The sequence below is a fragment of the Moorena sp. SIO3H5 genome (assembly GCF_010692395.1).
Taxonomy (GTDB): domain Bacteria; phylum Cyanobacteriota; class Cyanobacteriia; order Cyanobacteriales; family Coleofasciculaceae; genus Moorena.
The window spans coordinates 13,742-31,258 of record NZ_JAAHHS010000012.1 but is presented as its reverse complement, the minus strand read 5'-3'; the positions used below and the strand labels follow the sequence as shown (position 1 = coordinate 31,258).

The following is a 17,517-nucleotide window of genomic DNA, read 5'->3' as shown; positions in this document are numbered from 1 at the left end:
ATTTCCCCCCTCTTAGTAAGGGGGGATTAAGGGGAGTTAGCACAGGATAAGTAGGGGCTTTACCCTACAATCACTTACTCAACTCCTTGAGGCAAAAGCTCTCGGTTTTCCTTACGACTGACTTGTACCTTACCCTCTTCATTGACATCAACATAGGCAATATCTCCTTCCTTAATGCGACTGGAGAGAATTTCTTCTGCCAGCACGTCCTCCAACAACCGCATGATGGCTCGGCGTAATGGTCTTGCCCCGTAGCTGGGGTTGTAACCCTCTTCGATCAAACGGTCTTTGAATTTCTCGCTGACTTCTAGAGTAATGCCTTGTTCGTACAGACGACCAAACACTTCTTTTAACAGAATCTTGGCAATGTCCTTGACTTCTTCTTTGGTCAACTGACGGAAGACGATAATCTCATCTAAACGATTCAGGAACTCTGGGCGGAAGTACTGTTTAAGTTCTTCGTTCACTAGATTCCGAATTCGATTGTATTGGGATTCTGCTTGATTATCGCTGAACTCGAAGCCCAGTTGTCCGCCACCCTTTTCGATAACCTTGGAACCGATATTGGAGGTCATGATCAGCAGGGTGTTTTTAAAGTCTACTGTCCGACCCTTGGAGTCAGTCAACCTGCCATCCTCTAGGATTTGCAGCAGCATATTGAACACATCTGGGTGTGCCTTTTCAATTTCATCGAACAGCACTACTGTGTAAGGACGACGACGCACTGCCTCAGTTAGTTGACCACCTTCGTTGTAGCCCACATATCCAGGAGGAGAACCTACCAACTTACTAACGGTATGGCGCTCCATGTATTCGGACATATCTAGGCGCACCATGGCTTCTTCAGACCCGAAGAAGTAAGCTGCCAAAGACTTAGCTAATTCTGTCTTACCGACCCCTGTAGGTCCAGAGAAGACAAAACTGGCAATAGGACGGTTGGGATTCTTTAAGCCTACCCTTGCTCGACGAATTGCTCGGGAAACGGCTTTAACCGCATCTTCCTGACCAATCAGGCGCTGATGCAGGGTATCTTCCATGTGCAGTAATTTCTCTGACTCTGATTCAGTCAGTTTTTGTACCGGCACACCAGTCCAAGAGGCAACAATGTGAGCAATGTCCTCTTCATCTACAACTGGGCTGTCATCAGTACCCCGAGATTCGCTCTTCTTGCTTTGGGCAATTGAGCGAATTTCCGCCTTTATTTCCATTTCGCGATCGCGTAGTTCCCCAGCTCGATCAAAGTCCTGGGAGCGTACCGCATCATCTTTTTCTTTTAGGACCTGACGCAGTTCTTTATCTAGCTCTTTTGCTGCTGGGGGCAACTGGGAGTTAATCAAACGCACTCGGCTTCCTGCTTCATCGATCAGGTCAATGGCCTTATCTGGCAGGTAACGGTCAGAAATATAACGGTCTGAGAGGTTTGCTGCTGCTTCGAGAGCCTCATCGGAAATTTTCAATTTGTGGTGTTGCTCGTAGCGCTCCCGCAAGCCGTATAGAATCTCAATAGTTTCTTCTACTGACGGTTCACCGACCATTACTGGTTGGAAACGACGTTCTAGGGCTGCATCCCGCTCAATGTGTTTGCGGTACTCATCCAAAGTTGTCGCTCCAATGCACTGCAATTCTCCCCTTGCTAAGGCTGGTTTGAGGATATTTGCCGCATCAATTGCGCCTTCAGCTGCACCTGCACCAATCAGGGTATGAACCTCGTCAATCACCAGGATTACGTTAGATGCCTGACGAATTTCATCCATAATTTTTTTCAGGCGTTCTTCAAACTCACCCCGGTATTTGGTTCCAGCCACCAGTAAGCCAATATCGAGGGTAACGACTCGCTTTTCTTCCAAAATGTCTGGAACATCATTGTTAGCGATTCGTTGGGCTAAGCCTTCTGCGATCGCAGTTTTCCCTACCCCTGGTTCTCCGATCAATACTGGGTTATTCTTGGTACGGCGTCCCAATATCTGGATTACCCGTTCTATTTCCTTTTCCCGTCCTACTACTGGATCTAGCTTGCCTTCACTAGCCATCTGGGTTAGGTTTGAGCCAAACTCATCGAGAGTAGGAGTTTTCGTACGACCTTGAGATGCTCCTGCTGTGACTTCCGCCGTTTCACCCAACATTCGGATAACTTGGGTTCTGACTTTAGACAGGTCTACTCCTAGGTTTTCCAAAACCCTAGCCGCTACGCCTTCTCCCTCTCGTATTAGCCCAAGTAGCAGATGCTCTGTACCAATGTAGTTATGGCCTAGCTGGCGAGCCTCTTCTAGGGATAGCTCCAGAACCCGCTTTGCTCTGGGGGTAAAGGGGATTTCGACAGCAACGAAGCCGGAACCCCTGCCAATAATTTTCTCAACTTCAATCCGAGCGTCTTTGAGATTTACGCCCATAGATTTGAGGACCTTGGCAGCTACGCCAGTTCCTTCTCCAATCAAACCCAGGAGGATTTGCTCTGTGCCTACGAAATTATGACCTAGGCGACGTGCTTCTTCCTGAGCCAGCATGATCACCTTAATGGCTTTTTCTGTAAAGCGTTCAAACATGGCGTATTCCCATCACCTGTTGCATGCCCGTGTAAGCTGATTCTAGCACAGGTAAATCAGCCCACCGTTGATTTTTACACAACTCCCAGCAATTGAAACAGTTATTTACTTACTTTCCAGCCATTTATAGTGATTAGCCATTAACCAATTTCCAGGTCAATCGCAGCCAAGCGCTGTTTAATTTCCTCGTAACAATCAGCCATTGTTTTCTCAAATTCAGGGGTTTTCAGACCCCCTCGCCATAAAATCAGAGCATCCTCTCCAGTGTCTTTGTAATAGTTTTTTCGTCGTCCAGCTTCAGTGAAGCCGAACTTTTGGTAAAGAGCCAGTGCTGCTTGATTAGATGGTTTCACCTCTAAGGTTGCCCACTTTAAATTACGCTGTTTAGCTTCCTTTAGCAAGGAATAAAGCAATAATTGACCCAAACCTTGACTTTGGTAGTCAGGATGGACTGCCAGAATAATAATATGGGCTTCCTCCAAAATTGACCAAAAACAACCTAAGCCTACCAGGCAATTGGGTAATGAGGTGATGGGAACACCTGTGCCTTCAAGCAAAGTTTCTTTTTTGCCCCCTTTTGGAGGAGCTTCCAAAACCAACAACTGACTGTTGGGGCTATCCAACTCTCGCTCGTAACCCGACCGAGTCCAAAGTCCACCAAAACACAGCTGATCTAGTGCCACTGCGGCACTTAGATGCTCTGCTTTGAGGGGTTTAAGTTTTAAGACAGTCACAGCCTTCAATTGTACACTGATTAACGAGACGTAAGTTCCAACTCTAAAGCAAAATCAGGAAAATAATTACATAATGCTATCGACTCAACCCACTCAGGTTAAGAATTCAGGGCTTCAGTATCTCAATTCATCTATCACTCCAGACCCAAACAATGGTGGGTCAAACCCCTCACCGAATCAGAAACTCCTACCTCTAACCGCCAAAGTTAACAGCCGTGACTGCTTGGAAATTGGTGGTTGCGATGTGACGACTCTAGTCGAGCAATTTGGATCCCCCCTTTACATTCTCGACGAAGTAACCTTTAGAACTGCTTGTCATCAGTATCGGGAAGCCTTTGCTAACTACTACCCCGGAGAATCTCTAGTCCTCTACGCTTCTAAAGCCTGGAATTGTTTAGCAATTTGTGCGATCGCAAACTCTGAAAGCCTCGGAATCGATGTGGTTTCTGGTGGTGAGCTGTACACTGCTCTACAAGCTGGTGTTAGTGCTGACAAACTCTATTTCCATGGCAATAATAAATCTACTAGTGAACTGGAACTAGCTACCGAGAGTGGCTGCACCATCGTAGTGGATAACTGGCTGGAGTTAAAAGCCCTGGCTTCGTTACCACAACAGAGTATCCGGATCATGATTCGCTTGACCCCAGGGATCGAGTGTCACACCCACGAATACATCCGCACTGGTCACCTAGACAGTAAGTTTGGCTTTGATCCCGATACCTGGGATGAAGTTTTTACCTTTATCAGCCAACACCCAACCCTCAACTTTGTTGGTTTACACGCCCATATTGGCTCTCAGATTTTTGAGAGGCAACCCCATCAAGATCTGGCGAAAGTGCTAGTTGAGTGTATTGTTAAAGCGGCTGACTACGATTTACAAGTACAAGAGATAAATGTAGGAGGAGGCTTAGGGATTTGTTATCTAGAATCCGATGACCCCCCTAGTATTGATGATTGGGTTAAGGGAGTCTGTGACTCCGTTGTTGCTGCTTGCACTTCTCGGGAACTCGTCCTACCAAAACTGCTATCAGAACCTGGGCGTTCCATTGTTGGTCCAGCCTGTGTAACAGCCTACACTTTAGGGAGTTCTAAAGTGATCCCCGAAATCCGGACTTACTTGACAGTTGATGGAGGTATGTCAGATAATCCGCGTCCGATTACCTACCAATCCGTTTATCGCTCTGTGGTTGCCAACCGGATGTCAGATCCCCTAACCGAAAAAATCACAATTGCTGGTAAACATTGTGAATCAGGGGACATTTTGATTAAAGATGCCACCTTACCTCAAACTCAACCAGGAGATATTTTAGTGGTAATGGCTACTGGTGCCTACAATTACAGCATGGCATCTAATTACAATCGGTTACCCAGACCAGCAGCAGTTTTAGTCAAGGACGGAGAAGCCCAGGTGATTGTGCAGCGGGAAACTTACCAAGATTTAATTCGCCTAGATCGAATGCCAGAACGACTCACCCAGAGCATAAATTAGCTAAAAGCTAAAAGCTAAAAGCTAAAAGCTAAAAGCTAAAAGCTAAAAGCTATTGGTTGTTGATGGTTGACTTTTGGCTAACCGCCAATCATTAACCATTAACCATTAACCATTAACTTTTTAATAACTAATCACTTGGCTGACGCTAAAATCAAGCCAGTTCGATTCCATCTCCATCCTTAATTCTTTCCTGAACGTTCAATGCCTCCGTTGCCGGGTCCTGGTACTGACCATAGCTGGGCTCAGTCATTGTTGCTTCACAGCATCGATGTTGGGTTGGTTCTAGCCCTTACTTATCTTGTGCTCCTCATCATTGGGGAGCGACGCACCTTATGGATGGTTCGAGGGCTAATTGTCCTGATGTTAGCCGCAGCAGTAAGTAATAGGTTAGGGTTGACGCTATTGAGTTTTGTGCTAGAAAAGTTGGTGGTTGGCTCAGCTGTGGCAATGGCTGTCATCTTCCAATCAGAGTTTCGTCGATTTCTTGAACAGTTAGGTCGAGGAGAGATTGTTCAGTTGTTTCAAGGACAACGACGTCCCACTCCTAAGCCTGACAGTGTAATCAATGAAATCGTAGACGCGGTCAAAGAGTTGTCTCAAAATCGAGTTGGCGCTTTGATAACTTTAGAAACCAATGGTCCAATTGATGAGCGGGATGTTTCTGTACCAGGTGTTCAGCTCAATGCTGAAATTTCTAAAGAACTACTGCAAACCATTTTCCAAACAACTACGTTGTTACACGATGGAGCTGTATTAATTCGTGGCTCTCGGGTTGTGGCTGCGGGGGTGATTTTGCCTCTTTCTGAGCGCACAGCCTCTCGGAAGCTGGGTACCCGCCATCGGGCTGCCATGGGAATTACAGAACGTGTCGAAAATTGCCTTTGTATTGTTGTATCTGAAGAGACGGGTTCAATTTCTTTGGCGGAAAAAGGAGGATTGTACCGACCACTAACTAGCACGAAACTCAAACAATTGCTAGAGGAACGATTTTCTCCAGTCGTGGATCGTGAGGTAGTTGCTCCAGGTCTACGCAACCTAGGTCGCCAATTCAAGTCCCAGGGACGGGTGCTAGTTTCACGTTTCCTCCGTCTTCCATCATCAACGTCTCAAGAGAAAAAATAACTGCTATGCAAACTATCCTAAACAAATTACCAAGCGACCTTTCACCAGACCGTTTGCCTAGACATGTGGCAGTGATTATGGATGGCAATGGTCGCTGGGCAAAACGCCGGGGACTACCTCGGGTTATAGGACATCGGCAAGGGGTGGAGGCTCTCAAAAAACTACTGCGTTGTTGTGATGATTGGGGAATCAAAGCCCTTACCGCCTATGCATTTTCTACAGAAAACTGGGGACGTCCCTTAGAAGAGGTCGAGTTTCTGATGACCTTGTTCGAGCGAGTTTTGGCTAGAGAACTTCAAGAAATGATGGAGGAGAATGTTCGGATTCAGTTTGTGGGAAATTTGACGGCCTTACCACCATCGTTGCAAGCACAAATTGAGCATTCTATGAATGAAACTCTGAATAATACTGGCATTCAGTTTACTGTGGCTACTAACTACGGAGCACGCCAGGAAATTATACAAGCCTGTAGAGCCATTGCTACTCAGGTCCAGCTTGGTCACATCCAACCAGATGACATTGACGAAGCCCTATTTTCACGCCATCTCTATACTGCCAATATCTGTGACCCAGACTTGCTAATTCGCACTAGTGGGGAAATGCGCTTGAGCAATTTCCTGCTTTGGCAAATGGCTTATGGGGAACTCTACATCACAGATACCCTATGGCCAGATTTTGACCGTGGACAGTTTCACCGTGCTTTGTCTACTTATCAGCAGCGTGAACGTCGGTTTGGAAAAGTCTAAGAATGGTTAAAGGTTTTTTAGTTGAAGGTTTTTTAGTTAAACGCGATCGCGTTTAACTAAAAAACCTTCTAACCTTCTAACTTTCAATGACCGCAGACCCTTCACCCACTAAGGACCACAGAAAACTGCATCTTCTATATCTTTGCGGCTGAGGGAATACTTGAAAGATCGTTGAACATCTTGTCCATCTTCCCCAGACTTGAGGTAGCGCACGATTAGCTCCTCTACCTCAAGGCAAAGTTCTGCTTTCCAGGTAGGCCGATCAACACGCCAGCAATGTAGATCATTACTGTCTTGTTCACATCCTAGTATTTTCAGCCAGCTTTCTATTTCAGGTAGAGGGTGGTTATACAAGGGGGTATCACCTGGCGGAAGTGTCATATCGAGTCCGGTTAACTATTTATAATTATTGGTGGTACATCAGTATGAAATTGAAAATTATGAATGGTCACATGACAATTTTCAATTAACAATTAAGACAATTAACATTTATGGGATAAACCCTATTATAAGGGATTAACCAGACTTAATCTTATAAGTTATTCTTGATCAGTTATTCTGAGGAATGGGTTATCTGGGTTTTTTGGGCTGATTGGTTATTAACCGGTATTTGACTATCCAAATTATCAGGTTTTGCCTGTTGAATAGAATTAATCTCGGGTAAAGTAAGCAAATCATGACCACTGGGTTTAGAAATTAGCAGAGCAGCTTCACCTTGGGTTAATCCAATCGCTATGGCTAGTAGTAAGCAGCCTAAAAAGGTTAGTCCTAAAATGAATAGGACAAAAATCTCCCCAGCTGAAAGGGGGCGGTCAGTGGGATCAAGGTAAGCTGAGGACGAGGAGCTTGGTGGCTTTTGATTAACCGGATTGTTTAAACTAGGGGGTGGCTGAATCACATTGAGGCGGGAATAACCAATTTTTTGGTCATAGATTGCTCGTCGCTCTGGATTACTCAGGGTAGCATAGGCTTGGTTCAGCTTTTGGAATTTAATCGTGGCAGTTTCAGTGGGTAATTCGGTTGTATCAGGATGATAGCGCTTACTGAGTTGCCGATAGGCACGTCTGATAGCTATGGGTGATGCACTAGGGTGCAATCCCAGTATTTCGTAATAACTCGTGGAGTTTGGGCTTTCGCGATTCCTAATGTTTTGTCTGACCCGATCTTGTGCCACTTCAGTTTTATCCTAACTGGTTAGACAACGCTTTCGATTATTGTGACATTTGGAAGGATCCTGATCGTTTAATCAGGGCACAAAACCTAACAATTACGGGTTACCAAGCTTCACTTCGCGTATTATAGTGAGCATGGGAGCGGTTATCCTGACCCGTGGTTAAACCATTCCTTTTCAACTAAGGTTTAGCTAATTGCAATATCAAGAGCTAAATTAGGTTAAATGTGACATGCCACACCACGAATTGCTGACAACAACAGCCACCCCAAGGTATTAACCCGAAAATCAAACAGAGTTACATCCAGCAGATTGAATAGAGTACAGCTGCTAAAAGCCACCAGATAACTAAACAGAATTAAGTTGTCTTGATGCCAATCTTGTCTAGTGGTAGTGGTCGCAACGGTTGACCAAACCCTTAATAGTTGGATACCTTGAACCATAATCCAGCCAACTAATCCACTCAACATCAGTGTGCCTGGGATCCCAGTTTCAGCAGTCAACATTAGAGGTAGATTATGGGGATGACCAAGCCAGACTTCCATTTGTGACTGGTAAAGAGGAGTGAAATTGCGTAACCCCCAACCAAACCAGGGACGTTCCTGAATCATTGACCAAGTAAATTTCCACTGGGTTGTCCTCAAGGTAGCGATGGGTCGGTCGGGATACAACTGGTCAGACAATCGCATCCAAAAGTATGCTGGGACAATACTACGCAGCCATTGACGCCCTAGCATTGGACCAAATGATGCCCAAAGAATACTACCAACAGCAGCAGTAACTGCTGTCACTACCCAGTACCAACCTAAGTAAAGGGCAAAGGCAAGGCAAGCCAAAACAGCGATTATCCAAGCATTGCGGGAGGTGGTCAAAACTAATGCGATCGCATTACCGATCACCACCACACTCAACAACAACAGCGGATAATCAAATCGATGCCAGCTCCAACGCCTAGCTTGAAACCTCTCAATCCACAGCCCTATTCCTAAAATTAATGGTATTTGTAGATAAGCGGCTAGGATATTGGCATACAAAAACACTGAATCCATCCGACCTGGAGGATTACCGTTAGCTACCAAGGTTGAACCAAAGACTAGTGATAAGACTTTTGGGCTAGTCCAACCCAAAACCATCTGAGCAAAGCCCAGGATGGTTACTGCTAGGGAAGGAATAACTAGAATCCAGGCTAATTGCCTCAGCTGTGCTGGGGTTTTGATGAGCGTAGACAAACCAGCGAAAACGGCGAAGAAGGGGATAAAATTGCCTAAACCTAGGAACGCTTCTGTGGGGTTATAGGCTAAACTAGCAGTAATGAGCAACCAGATACTCAAAATAGCCAAGCCCCAGTTTAGGGGTTTTGAGATCATACTGGCGTACTTTTGCCGCCATGTATCTCCCACAGCTAGTAATAACCCCACTGCGCCTAAAGCTGGAAATAGGGGAAAGATAAGAGTTCCCAGCTTAGCGCAGTTCCAAGCTATTTGTAGGTGATTGTCTGAATGTCTATTCTTTCCCAAGAACCAATTAACCACTAACCACTACTATCAATCTAAACTGGTTCCCAGCACTCAGCACGAGTCAGGCGAATTTGTGCTAAGGTTAAGATAGTTGGGATAATCCGACCGTAGTTGGTTGCGATCGCTCTCCAGCCCAGGTCAACGAAGAAATAGCTCCACATGATCGGACCTAGGCAGGCAAAAACACTCCGAGTAACCCCATAACGAGCAGCACTGAGTGCCATTCCCTGTCGTGCTGTTTGTAGTGTAAAGTAGTTCTGAAACTGAGCTGCTGCTGCCAAACCCCCCTTCACTAGGGCTTGTTTAGCCACCTGATAGCGAGCGAAATGTAGGGCAAACTGGCGTGCAACCTGTTGTAGTATTATTGGCTTTAGAATTGAGGTCAATGCTAGGGCGCTACCACCTTTGAGTAAAAACTCGATAGGATTGTGCTGGATTTGAACAGGTAAGGGTTCAGGGAGTTTTGAATTAGCTAAGGATTTTTTTACCTGTACTGTTAGGGATTGCTGCTCTTGGGTTGGTAAGCGTTTCCAGGTTTTCTCCATTAGGTGAAGAAATATTTCTGCTTCCAAGTCAGTTGTAGTCAGACGTTGATAGTAAGGAATTTTGAGGTAACGACAAACTTGAATCAGGGCTTGTCGGTAGGTTACTTCACTCGTTCGTCCCTTGAGTACTGTTACTCCATCTGCTGCCAAGAAGCGAAATCGCTCTTCCAGGGAATCCAACCAAGCTTCACGGTTTTGGCTTTGGATATCGATTGGCTCAGGGAGCTGAAGGTAATCTAAGGGATTAAACCTACGACAGAATAGAATGTCTGTCATTTGTTGTAACTCTTCAACGGTTGCTAACTCTAACGCAGTTCTCAGCTCATCCAACGTTCTTCCCTCCACAACCCCGTTTTTTGTGCTGTCATCTATTCTACTCCTATCAGTTTTCTAGTAGGAGTTTGAATCTACTTTGATGTATTAAGCTGTTAGGCATTTGGCAGCTATGCTGAAGCGACGGCTGCGCCTTTATGGGTAGATTTGTCCCACTTGTGCTTTGCATCAAGACACAGACAAGAGTTTCAGGTTTTTTTTTGATTTAATCAAGCAATGCAGTCGGCTCAACTAGGACAAGGAGGGAATAAGGGAATTACCGCCATGGGATTCTTGGGTATTGGCAGGTTTTAGACAGGCTAAACCAAAAAAACAATGAGTTGCTTGAGTTACTTGTATACTACACTTGCAATACACTTAAAATGAAGCGTCAAGTTTTTAGGGGCAAGATGACTCAAGAAATTTACCGCGATTGGCGCAGTCGTTTTACTCCAATGGTTTTGCTCGAATTAGGCCACGCGGGGCGCGTAGCGGCTCTGAACGCGCCCCGCGTGGCCTTTGGCCTTAAGAGTATCGCAACAGAAGTCTTGACACTTACCACAGCCGATCATGCTCAGTATGCTACTCTGGTAAACGGTGACTACATTAAAACTTCCCATAGCCAGCAGCGGTAAGGATTTTGAAGAAACTTTTATTGATGAAGAGGCGAGTTCAAGTTAAACCCAATTCTAAACATCAAAAGATAGAAGACAAGGCCAAAGGCCACGCTACGCGATCAGACGATGGGACACTCAAGGTGCATTTAAAGTCACCACCTGTAGATGGGCTTTGCCAATCAGGAGTTAATTGGGTTGCTTGCTCAAAGGATTAATGTACCAGAGTCTCGTATCAAAATTAAGTCAGGTTTATCCTCAAGGAATAAATTCATTGAAATCAACACCAATCCCTAGCTAGCTGCAATAGGTCACCGATGACCAATAGTCAGGATTAGCCCAAATGTAACTTAAATCCCTGGGATTGGAGGATAAGTGCGGACAATAGAACTCCAAGCAAATCCAAAATCCCAGTTGATAGCCTTCGTGGTAAGCACGGAGCTAGAGTCCAAACAGCGCCAGACTGACAAGCAATCGGATATGCTTAGTTTTGGTGTATTAGTATTTTATTTAAACAACACAAGTGTCAATCTCTTCATCTACTGCCCCAGAAGTCAGCACACTTCAGAAAACTGTAGTTACTATCGTTATCGCCATGTCCCCTTTGGGAGTAATCGCTGCGATAGTAGTTATGTTGCTTCAGAAACTGAACGTCCAGCCTCTCGATATTGGTCTTTTTCTCGGGATGTACATCCTGAATTTCATCGGTATTACCGTCGGTTATCACAGGCTTTTTAGCCATCGTGCCTTTCAGACTGGACCCTTTATAAGGGCATTCTTAGCCATTGCTGGATGTATGGCCGCTCAAGGACCAGTCACTAGCTGGGTTCACCATCATCGCTGCCATCATCTTTACTCTGACCAAGACGGAGACACTCACTCACCCCATCTTCACCAGGGAGGATTTTGGGGATTTATCCAAGGGTTTTGGCATTCCCATATTGCTTGGATTGTGAATGTGGATTGGCAGCCTCCCTATAAGTATGCTCCTGACCTAATCAAGGACAAGCTGATCCGAAGAATAGACAACCTCTACGTCTTTTGGGTATTGCTGTCCCTGTTAATTCCTGGTTTCCTGGGTGGAGTCTTGACTGGTTCTGTCTCAGGAGTCTTAGGTGGTTTAATCTGGGGCGGAGCATTTCGGATTTTTCTGGTGCGTCAAATCACTTTTTGTGTCAACTCAGTTTGCCACTTGTGGGGAAACGAGCTTTTCACTACCTCTGATATGAGCAAGAACAATCCAATCGTAGCTATCTTGACCCTTGGTGAAGGATGGCACAATAATCACCATGCTTTTCCAAACTCAGCAAGATTTGGACATCATTGGTGGCAACTTGACCTGGGTTGGTCCTTCATTCTGCTGCTTCAGGGCTTAGGACTGGCCTGGAATGTCAAATTACCATCCAAAGACGAACTGCAACCTAGAAGTATCTAATCCCAGGATTAAGAATTTCAGGTGAACTACCTATCGCTGCGCACGCCCCTCGCGAGGGGCTTTCTAGTTCATGGGGTACTGTGTTCTAGACGCTTAATAGACAATATCTCTAGATGTTCCCTCCCCCTGTTAAACTAGAAAAGGCTATGTTGCTCAAAGCTAAGGTTGTAAAGCCTTGGAGTGTAAGAGCAAGCTGCGCTATGGTCATGGCTAGCATGTCAAATCCAGGAGAACAACATTAGTGCTAACACTTGGCGTAAATATCGACCATATTGCCACAATTCGTCAGGCACGGCGCACTGTAGAACCTGACCCAGTGGCAGCAGCGGTGTTGGCAGAGCTTGCTGGTGCGGATGGCATCACCGCACATCTAAGAGAGGACCGACGTCACATTCAACAGAGGGACATTGCTCTGTTAAGACAAACGGTGCGAACTCATCTGAATTTGGAAATGGCACCTACCGATGAAATGGTAGCGATCGCTCTAGAGGTTAAACCCGATTACGTTACCCTCGTACCAGAAAAACGAGAAGAAGTGACTACCGAGGGAGGGCTAGATGTAGCAGGGCAAATGCCTCGCCTTAGTGAGGTTGTAGCCCAGTTACAGAGCGCTGGTATTCCCGTTAGCTTATTTATAGACGCTGATCCTGCCCAAATCGATGCTTCTGCTAAAACAAAAGCTAAATTTATTGAGCTGCACACAGGGAGTTATGCAGAAGCTACTGATGAAATCAGTCAGGCTAAAGAATTAAAAGTGTTGGCCTCCGGATGCCAACAAGCGATTGCTGCTGGCTTACGAGTCAATGCTGGTCATGGTCTTACCTACTGGAATGTTCACCCGGTTGCTTGTATCGAAGGTATGGAAGAACTCAATATTGGTCATAGCATCATTGCTAGGGCATCTCTGGTAGGTATAGAACGGGCGGTCAGAGAAATGAAACAAGCGATGCAAGGTAAATTTTGAGCTTTCCTTAGTAAATGAAATTATGCAAACTTACTACTACGTTTTAGCCAGTCAAAAGTTCCTTGAAGAAGAACCATTGGAGGAAGTACTTCGGGAACGTACCAGGCACTACCATGAACAGGAAAAAGAAATAGACTTTTGGTTAGTCAACCAGCCAGCATTCTTGGAAAGTGCCCAAATGTCCCAGGTCAAACAAGAATGTCCGCAACCAGCAACGGCGATCATTTCTACTAATCCTAAGTTCATCACCTGGTTAAAGCTGCGCCTAGAATTTGTCAAAACTGGTGAATTTCAGGCACCATCAGATAGTATACCTGACCCTCTAGCGTCTCTGGCATCAGTTTAATGGTTAGTTTTTTGCTTCCAAGACAGTGGCTATCGGTCTACTATCTAATCATCTATGACCAGGGAAACAATACAGTTTATTTTACAAATTTTCTCGATAGCACTGGCTGCTTTAGCTGGTGTCTTTGATTCGGTGTATGCTCAACCAATAACTCCTCAATGCCAACCACCACAAAACGACGAGTACATTTTGTTAGTGCTTAGCCGAATTAGGAAAAATCACGAACAAATTCAAAGAATTTTACCTAATAGCGCAAAAACTGATTTTTGTCAATATTTGGAAGATAGAGTAACTCGGGTTGGCGGTTTCAGAGGGATTAACGATGCCAAAGATTGGGCACGCTATCTGGATCAGGTAGTTGGATATTCAGCTTTTGTAGTTCAATCTCCACCGTCAAGCCAGCCTAATACTATACAGCCTACTACCATACCAAGTTATACTCCTCAGGGATTGGGTGATGGTTATGCGGTTCTGGTGGACTACTTCAATCAACCAGAAGTGGCATCCCGACTAGAGCAACTACTGGGCGTCAATGTTGGCTTGGTTTCTTATGCTCAGCGACCTTACTTACTGACAGTACACACAACTAGTGAAACCCAAGCTAACTCAATCTTAAGGCGACTGAGCGCAGAGGGTTTTTGGGCAATGGTTGTTGATAGTCGCCGAGTTACCCTACTAAAACGTAAGGTAGTNCAGGGATTTTCAACTAGCTGTACCAGCCCGTAAGGTTGTTTACTACTTCCCGTTGATTAGCTGACTGCTGACAGCACCTCAAGTAGCGTGGCCAACGGCCAACGGCTGAATACTTACCCGAAAACAATGCTAATGGAGTAAATCAAGCAGTAGTATAAATTCAAAAATAATGGTAAAAAAAGACGATGCTCAAAAAAGCTTTAGTGACCGGATCAGCAGTGGGAATTGGAAGATCGATCGCTCTCGATTTAGCTAGTAAAGGATTTGATGTTGCATTTCACTATAACCGGAGTGAAGAAGCAGCCAAGCAAGCTTGTGAGGAAGCAGCGACTCACGGAGTAAAAGCGATCGCCCTACAAGCAGATGTAACTAACCCCGAGCAGGCAAAATCTCTGGTAGAACAGACGGTTGAGCAATTAGGTGGTTTGTCTGTTGTAGTCAATGTTGTAGGTAATTATCTCTACAAACTAACTAGCGAAATATCAACAGAGGAGTGGCATGAAATTCTTGACTCCAACCTTAATTGCACTTTTTACATTACTCAAGCAGCAATTCCCTATCTCAAAGCAGCTAACTGGGGACGTATTATCAATTTTGCGACTACACGTGCACATCATGTGACAGCACGTGAGAACCATGCAATTTATATCATCGCTAAAACTGGGATTATCATTTATACCAAATCTATAGCTAAGGAGTTGGCAAAAGATAATATCAAGATCACTGCCAATGTAATTGCACCAGGAGTAGCCGAAAATTCTATTGGCTTAGAGGAAGTGGTACCTCTGTTACCCATGAAAAGACCGGCAACCTTGCAAGAAATGAACAATGCTGTGTGGTTTTTTATTAATCCCGAAGCAGATTACATAACAGGACAAGTCTTGGAAGTATCGGGAGGCTATCAGCTATAGAATCTGATTCATATCCTGATAGGATAGCCTTGATTTATGACATTAAAATTATCGGTTAAAGTCTTATAAATATGCTTAGTTTAAAAGATTTATATGAAATTTATGACAAACATCAAGATTCTTTTGATGCAAAAGTTGAAGAATTCACCATTGGAAACAGGTTTTTTAACTTTAATGAAAAACCAGCGATTTTAGGAGTGATTAATCTTTCCACTGATTCTGCCTATAAAACTAGCATCTGTTATAGTTCAGAACAAGCAATTAATCGTGCTAAAGTTTTGACGGCGCAAGGTGCCGATTTAGTAGATATAGGTAGTGAAGCTACAGGGGCAACATCGGCAAGAGTAGATGATTTTAAACAAAACAGTAAACTTATACCTGTTATTGAATCTCTAAAAAAAGAAAATGTATTGACATCTATTGAAACCTATTATCCAGAAGTAGCTAGAGAATGTTTACGGGCTGGTGCAAATGTTATTAACTTAACTGGAGGAGAAAATAGTCAGGAAATTTACAAGGCTGTATCTGAGTTCGATGCAGGAATTATTATCTGTTACTTGCAAGGTAAAAACGCAAGAGAAATCGGTGAGTATAAATTGACTGATGATCCATATGATTATTTGGCGAAGGAGATAGAAACAGCAACTAAACTAGGTGTGAAAAAGATTTTTATCGATCCTGGGATGGGTTTTGACTATAAAAACTTTGACGACAAGCATAAGTCCCTGAGGATTAAATATCAAATACAAACTCTTTTAAATTCTTTTAGATTGAGAAAGTTAGGGTTTCCTATTTGTAATATACTTCCCAGTGCACTGGAATATTTTGGGGAAGAATTCAGAAGTGCTGAACCTTTCTTTGCAGTCCTAGCAGCACTAGGTAAAACCGATTTGTTGAGAACTCATGAAGTACCTAAGATTAAAGCTGTTTTAGATACTCTTAGTTTATTTTAAATCAAAACTAATGACATCAAGTTTTACCTCCTTTAACGAGGCGCAGTGGGCTCCCGGCTCCTCTCCGTGGTGTTGTGGCTGTCCTAAGTGTGCTTTTTCCTTCGCGTTGATCGAAGCTGCAACAGATTATGATTTTGCTATCGATGTAGTGGGAGAAGACTTATTCAGCCTCAAGAAACTTGAGGAACTGTGGATACGTCTGTTTGACCCAAGGGCTGAGAAACCATTTGAATGTGTTGGGGAAAAGTGTGAAACTTTGATGGCATTAGTTCAATGTAAACAACAGCGTATCAAGAATGGTCAACCCTTCGGTGCTCTTGCTGAGATACCAGATGTTAAGTTTGACAACTCTCTGCTGATGATATCTCCTCCCAAGAATAGTCCTACGCCTCACAGAGATAAACTAGATTCTGTCTGCAAATTCTGAGTACTTCATAGCGTATGATAAACGCTATATATGATAGTAAGTATAGATTTGCTTTTCCAGATAGTCTTCAATTAACACGCGAGTGTAGCTATTGAGAGGAAACTCCAGAGCTTTTTCGGGAGTCACCCATGCCCATTCCTCAATTTCTTCGTTGGGAGTGATGCTTTCCCTGGCAGAAAAGGCATAGTAATTAACCATGATGAAATGGGCTTCTCGCACAAACTGTGAGTCCAACACTGCTTCTTGTAGCAACCCAAAGCGTACCTGGGTCAAATCTAGACCAACTTCTTCCCGAAACTCCCTGAGGAGTGCATCCTCAAGAGTTTCACCCCATTCTACTTTACCTCCTGGTACACCCCATTGACCCCGCCATTTAGTGGTTTTGACAATCAAAATTCGTCCACTTGTAGTTAAGACAAGTGCCCCTACCGTAGTCAAAGGAAACTGCCCCTGCACAGATAGCCCTCCATTTGTGATTTCCTCTGGAATCCCATTGAAATGCTTGTTTTGTTGAATTTTTTGTTTCACAGAGATACCTGGAATAGCTTAGCGCAGTTTCCAATCTTTAAGGATCACAATTTGATATCACCAATCACCAATCCTAATTTCTGGGCTAGTGGGCAGTAAATCAGGATTTTGTGAATTTCAGGGTAATGGTCTAAGCTATTCCCTGTTTAAAACTTGATTGTCCCAATACTCTACCATGCCCAAACGCGCTTATTGTCTAGTTGAGCAACAATGAACGACCCAAGAGTGAAAAACTGTCACATGCCTTCTATCCACTGGCAAGGCATTTCAGGGGAAGTCTGATCTGCTAACTCTCGAGACCTTAAATAACTTCCAGGCCATCAGGAGCTGTTATGTATAATAGTTAAACTCCCCAGGCAAGATTCGAACTTGCGACCAATCGGTTAACAGCCGACCGCTCTACCGCTGAGCTACTGAGGATTGCCAAACAATTGCTCTTCACATCTACTGATTATAATCATAAATTA

At 44.3% G+C, this 17,517-nt stretch carries 17 protein-coding genes, 1 tRNA gene and 1 pseudogene; 11 read left to right on the top strand and 8 right to left on the bottom strand.

The window, feature by feature from the left end; genetic code table 11:
• Positions 1 to 74 precede the first annotated feature (74 nt).
• A complete protein-coding gene (locus F6K52_RS03065) occupies positions 75 to 2,543 on the bottom strand; it encodes an ATP-dependent Clp protease ATP-binding subunit (protein ID WP_075903969.1) in 2,469 nt (822 codons plus the stop codon).
• Between the two features lie 140 nt (positions 2,544 to 2,683).
• Positions 2,684 to 3,277 (bottom strand): ribosomal protein S18-alanine N-acetyltransferase, encoded by a 594-nt coding sequence (rimI, locus tag F6K52_RS03060; protein ID WP_293073871.1) that lies wholly within the window; start codon positions 3,275 to 3,277, stop codon positions 2,684 to 2,686.
• A 73-nt stretch (positions 3,278 to 3,350) separates the two neighbouring features.
• Between rimI and lysA the strand changes: the two genes are divergently transcribed.
• From lysA to F6K52_RS03045, 3 genes are all read left to right on the top strand, one after another.
• Complete coding sequence (lysA, locus tag F6K52_RS03055; protein WP_293073869.1) at positions 3,351 to 4,766, top strand: diaminopimelate decarboxylase; 1,416 nt, start codon at positions 3,351 to 3,353, stop codon at positions 4,764 to 4,766.
• A 210-nt stretch (positions 4,767 to 4,976) separates the two neighbouring features.
• Positions 4,977 to 5,888 carry a diadenylate cyclase CdaA gene (cdaA, locus tag F6K52_RS03050; RefSeq protein ID WP_293073971.1) on the top strand — a complete coding sequence of 304 codons (912 nt, stop codon included), beginning with the start codon at positions 4,977 to 4,979 and terminating at the stop codon, positions 5,886 to 5,888.
• Between the two features lie 5 nt (positions 5,889 to 5,893).
• Positions 5,894 to 6,634, top strand: coding sequence for an isoprenyl transferase (locus F6K52_RS03045; RefSeq protein WP_293073866.1), 741 nt, complete (start codon positions 5,894 to 5,896; stop codon positions 6,632 to 6,634).
• 108 nt (positions 6,635 to 6,742) lie between these two features.
• Here F6K52_RS03045 and F6K52_RS03040 read toward each other — a convergent pair whose 3' ends face one another.
• The 4 genes from F6K52_RS03040 to F6K52_RS03025 all read right to left on the bottom strand — a co-directional run bounded on the left by F6K52_RS03040 (position 6,743) and on the right by F6K52_RS03025 (position 10,197).
• On the bottom strand, positions 6,743 to 7,015 hold the full coding sequence (locus F6K52_RS03040; RefSeq protein WP_293073863.1) for a DUF3143 domain-containing protein: 273 nt from the start codon (positions 7,013 to 7,015) through the stop codon (positions 6,743 to 6,745).
• A gap of 172 nt (positions 7,016 to 7,187) precedes the next feature.
• On the bottom strand, positions 7,188 to 7,808 hold the full coding sequence (locus F6K52_RS03035; RefSeq protein ID WP_293073860.1) for a J domain-containing protein: 621 nt from the start codon (positions 7,806 to 7,808) through the stop codon (positions 7,188 to 7,190).
• 218 nt (positions 7,809 to 8,026) lie between these two features.
• On the bottom strand, positions 8,027 to 9,337 hold the full coding sequence (locus tag F6K52_RS03030; protein ID WP_293073857.1) for an O-antigen ligase family protein: 1,311 nt from the start codon (positions 9,335 to 9,337) through the stop codon (positions 8,027 to 8,029).
• Between the two features lie 17 nt (positions 9,338 to 9,354).
• The gene (locus tag F6K52_RS03025) at positions 9,355 to 10,197 is read right to left on the bottom strand and encodes a YaaW family protein (RefSeq protein WP_293073854.1); all 843 of its coding nucleotides are present in this window, start codon (positions 10,195 to 10,197) and stop codon (positions 9,355 to 9,357) included.
• Positions 10,198 to 10,837: 640 nt separating this feature from the next.
• Between F6K52_RS03025 and F6K52_RS03020 the strand changes: the two are divergent.
• From F6K52_RS03020 to F6K52_RS02985, 8 genes and pseudogenes are all read left to right on the top strand, one after another.
• Positions 10,838 to 11,090, top strand: a pseudogene (locus F6K52_RS03020) (DUF167 domain-containing protein).
• Between the two features lie 226 nt (positions 11,091 to 11,316).
• On the top strand, positions 11,317 to 12,228 hold the full coding sequence (locus F6K52_RS03015) for an acyl-CoA desaturase (protein WP_293073850.1): 912 nt from the start codon (positions 11,317 to 11,319) through the stop codon (positions 12,226 to 12,228).
• A gap of 241 nt (positions 12,229 to 12,469) precedes the next feature.
• On the top strand, positions 12,470 to 13,192 hold the full coding sequence (locus F6K52_RS03010) for a pyridoxine 5'-phosphate synthase (protein ID WP_293073845.1): 723 nt from the start codon (positions 12,470 to 12,472) through the stop codon (positions 13,190 to 13,192).
• 22 nt (positions 13,193 to 13,214) lie between these two features.
• Positions 13,215 to 13,538: an MgPME-cyclase complex family protein gene (locus F6K52_RS03005; protein WP_293073842.1), complete on the top strand. Its 324-nt coding sequence runs from the start codon at positions 13,215 to 13,217 to the stop codon at positions 13,536 to 13,538.
• Between the two features lie 54 nt (positions 13,539 to 13,592).
• Positions 13,593 to 14,264, top strand: coding sequence for a hypothetical protein (locus tag F6K52_RS03000; protein ID WP_293073839.1), 672 nt, complete (start codon positions 13,593 to 13,595; stop codon positions 14,262 to 14,264).
• A gap of 152 nt (positions 14,265 to 14,416) precedes the next feature.
• Positions 14,417 to 15,142, top strand: coding sequence for a bifunctional dihydropteridine reductase/dihydrofolate reductase TmpR (gene tmpR / locus F6K52_RS02995; RefSeq protein ID WP_293073836.1), 726 nt, complete (start codon positions 14,417 to 14,419; stop codon positions 15,140 to 15,142).
• A gap of 71 nt (positions 15,143 to 15,213) precedes the next feature.
• The gene (locus tag F6K52_RS02990; protein WP_293073833.1) at positions 15,214 to 16,095 is read left to right on the top strand and encodes a dihydropteroate synthase; all 882 of its coding nucleotides are present in this window, start codon (positions 15,214 to 15,216) and stop codon (positions 16,093 to 16,095) included.
• A gap of 10 nt (positions 16,096 to 16,105) precedes the next feature.
• Entirely contained in the window at positions 16,106 to 16,522 is a 417-nt protein-coding gene (locus tag F6K52_RS02985) for a hypothetical protein (protein ID WP_293073830.1), read from the top strand.
• 24 nt (positions 16,523 to 16,546) lie between these two features.
• On the opposite strand, the gene F6K52_RS02980 is transcribed toward F6K52_RS02985, so the two are convergent.
• Together F6K52_RS02980 and F6K52_RS02975 are read right to left on the bottom strand one after the other, a co-directional pair.
• Positions 16,547 to 17,050, bottom strand: coding sequence for an NUDIX domain-containing protein (locus tag F6K52_RS02980; RefSeq protein WP_293073827.1), 504 nt, complete (start codon positions 17,048 to 17,050; stop codon positions 16,547 to 16,549).
• Between the two features lie 348 nt (positions 17,051 to 17,398).
• Positions 17,399 to 17,470: transfer RNA gene (locus F6K52_RS02975), tRNA-Asn, on the bottom strand.
• Positions 17,471 to 17,517 lie beyond the last annotated feature (47 nt).